This window comes from Quadrisphaera sp. DVD1 (assembly GCF_058932755.1).
Genome location: NZ_JBZYWI010000227.1, coordinates 1 through 3,002, shown reverse-complemented (window position 1 = coordinate 3,002; position 3,002 = coordinate 1). Strand labels below are relative to the sequence as shown.

Below are 3,002 nucleotides of genomic sequence, written 5' to 3'. Positions count from 1 at the left end.
GCTGACCGCGGCCGGCCGCGCGAAGCTGCTCACCGCGCCGGCCCGCAGCGGCCGCGCCGTCGTGCGGCTGTTCGCCGGCGACGGCACGGGCTGCCCCGCCCTGGCCGAGGAGATCGCCGCCTGCCGCAAGGCCGGCGTCCGCGTCGAGGTCGCCCCCGGCGTCTCCGCGGCCGTCGCGGTCCCGATCTACGCCGGCGTGGCCACCGCCACCGCCCGGGCCAGCGACGTCCACGTGCTGGACGCCGCCCTGGGAGAGGCGGCCGTGGACGCCGTGGCCAAGGTGCCCGGCACGCTCGTCGTCTCCGGCTCCGCCGAGGACCTCGGCGTCGCCGCGAAGTCGCTCGTGGCGGCGGGCCGCTCGGGCGACCAGGAGGTCGTCGTGACCTCCCGCGCCACCACCACCGCGCAGCGCACCGTCACGGCCACCCTCTCGACGCTGGCCGACGTGCTCTCGGTCGAGGCCGAGCAGGTGCCGGCCCCGCTCGTCGCCGTCATCGGCCCGGGCACGGGCAAGCGCGACAAGCTCTCCTGGTTCGAGAACCGGCCGCTGTTCGGCTGGCGGGTGCTCGTCCCGCGCACGCAGGCGCAGTCCGGCTCGGCCGTCGAGGCCCTGGCCGCCGCCGGTGCGGTCAGCGAGGTCGTCCCCACGATCGCCGTGGAGCCCCCGCGCACCCCGCACCAGATGGAGAAGGCCGTGCGCGGCCTGGTCACCGGCCGGTACGAGTGGGTGGGCTTCACCTCGGTCAACGCCGTGCGCGCCGTCCGCGAGAAGTTCCGCGAGTACGGCCTCGACGCCCGGGCCTTCTCGGGCCTGAAGGTCGCCGCGGTCGGCGGCACCACCGCGCAGGCGCTGCGCGAGTGGGGCATCGAGCCCGACCTCGTGCCCTCCGGCGAGCAGTCGGCGTCCGGGCTGCTGGCCGACTGGCCGCCGTTCGACGAGGTGCTCGACCCGATCGACCGCGTCTTCCTGCCCCGCGCCGACATCGCGACGGAGTCCCTCGTCGAGGGGCTGCAGGCGATCGGCTGGCAGGTCGACGACGTCACGGCCTACCGCACCGTGCGGGCCGCCCCGCCGCCCGCGCCGGTGCGCGACGCGATCAAGACCGGGGCCTTCGACGCCGTCGTCTTCACCTCCTCCTCCACGGTGCGCAACCTCGTCGGCATCGCGGGCAAGCCGCACCCGGCGACGGTGGTGGCCTGCATCGGCCCGGCGACCTGCGCCGCGGCCACCGAGCTCGGCCTGCGCGTCGACGTCCAGGCGCCGGAGGCGAGCATCGCCTCGCTCGTCGACGCCCTGGCCGAGCACGGCGCGCAGCTGCGCGCCGCGGCCGAGGAGGCCGGCGAGCCGGTGCTGCGCCCGAGCGAGCGCCGCGGCGGCGCGCGGAGGCGCAGCCGCTGATGGGCTTCCCCGCCGAGCGCCCCCGGCGCCTGCGCGCCACCCCGGCGCTGCGCTCGCTGAACGCCGAGCACCACCTGGCGCCCGAGCGCCTCGTGCTGCCGCTGTTCGTCAAGGAGGGCCTGAGCGACCCGTCGCCGCTGGGCAGCATGCCCGGAGTGCTCCAGCACACCCTGTCCTCGCTGGTCGACGCCGCCGCCGAGGCCGTGGACGCCGGGGTCGGCGGGCTGATGCTCTTCGGCGTGCCCGCGGTGCGCGACGCGCGCGGCAGCGGCGCCGACGACCCCGAGGGCATCCTCAACCTCGCGCTGCGCGCGGTGGCCGACGCGGTCGGCGACCGGGCGGTGGTGATGGCCGACCTCTGCCTGGACGAGTTCACCGACCACGGCCACTGCGGCGTCCTCGACGACGCCGGCCGGGTCGACAACGACGCCACGCTGGAGCGCTACACCTCCATGGGGCTGGCCCAGGCGGCCGCCGGGGCCCACCTGCTGGGCCTGAGCGGGATGATGGACGGCCAGACCGCCGCCGTGCGCGGCGCGCTGGACGCCGCCGGGCGCGACGACGTGCTGCTCCTGGCCTACGCGGCCAAGTACGCGTCGGCCTTCTACGGGCCCTTCCGCGAGGCCGTCGACTCCACCCTCACCGGTGACCGCAAGAGCTACCAGATGGACCCGGGCAACCGCCGCGAGGCGCTGCGCGAGGTGCGCCTGGACGTGGCCGAGGGCGCCGACGTCGTCATGGTCAAGCCCGCGCTGCCCTACCTCGACGTGCTCTCCGACGTCGCCGCGGTGGTGGACGTGCCGGTCTGGGCGTACCAGGTCTCCGGGGAGTACGCGATGGTCGAGGCGGCCGCCGCGAACGGCTGGATCGACCGGGAGCGCTCGATCCTCGAGACGCTGCTGTCGGTGCAGCGCGCCGGGGCGACCGCCACCCTGACGTACTGGGCGACCGAGGTCGCCACGCTGCTCCGCCGGGGCTGACCCGCAGGACGCCGGTCCGGCGCACCGGGTCTCAGCGCGCCGGTCTCAGCGCGCCGGGTCTCAGCGCGCCCGGGACGACCCGGTGTCGGTACGTTCGTCCTCGAGCGCCCGCTGGGCCCGGTGGGCGCGTGCGACGACCGAAGGAGCTGGCCGACGATGACCGCACCGTCCCTCGAAGCCGCCCGCAGGTGGAAGGGCATGCCGGTCACCGACCGCACCGGCGCGCCCCTCGGCACGTGCTCCGGCGCCTTCACCGACGACACCACCGGCGACGTCGAGTGGATCGACGTCGAGCTGACCGGTGGGGGCCGCTCCGTCGTCCCCGCGGACGACGCGCAGGAGGTGGCCGGGAGCGTTCGCCTCGCCCACTCCCGCGAGGCGGTGAGGAGCGCGCCCGCGACGTCCTCCCGGGACGCGCTGAGCGTCCCCGACGAGGACCTCCTGCGCGACCACTACGGGCGGGCCGCGCAGGAGCCGCCGTCCGTGGCGCCGTCCGTGGCGCCGGAGGCCGCGACGGCGGACGACGCCCCCCGCCGGGCCGGCGCGGGGGGCGCCCCCCAGCACCGGGCGCCGCGGACCGGCAGCTCCACCATCCGCCTGTCTCTTCTCCACATCTCCGAGCC

General features: G+C 76.8%; 2 protein-coding genes and 1 pseudogene. All 3 read left to right on the top strand.

Annotated elements, in window-relative coordinates:
• Position 1 precedes the first annotated feature (1 nt).
• The gene (locus tag AC5FZL_RS16235) at positions 2 to 1,399 is read left to right on the top strand and encodes a bifunctional uroporphyrinogen-III C-methyltransferase/uroporphyrinogen-III synthase (RefSeq protein ID WP_493619914.1); all 1,398 of its coding nucleotides are present in this window, start codon (positions 2 to 4) and stop codon (positions 1,397 to 1,399) included.
• Positions 1,399 to 2,379, top strand: a complete 981-nt coding sequence (gene hemB / locus AC5FZL_RS16230) for a porphobilinogen synthase (protein ID WP_493619913.1) — start codon at positions 1,399 to 1,401, stop codon at positions 2,377 to 2,379. Before AC5FZL_RS16235 ends, hemB begins: the two co-directional genes overlap by 1 nt.
• Positions 2,380 to 2,535: 156 nt before the next feature.
• A pseudogene (locus AC5FZL_RS16225) lies at positions 2,536 to 3,002 on the top strand (hypothetical protein); the annotation flags it as partial.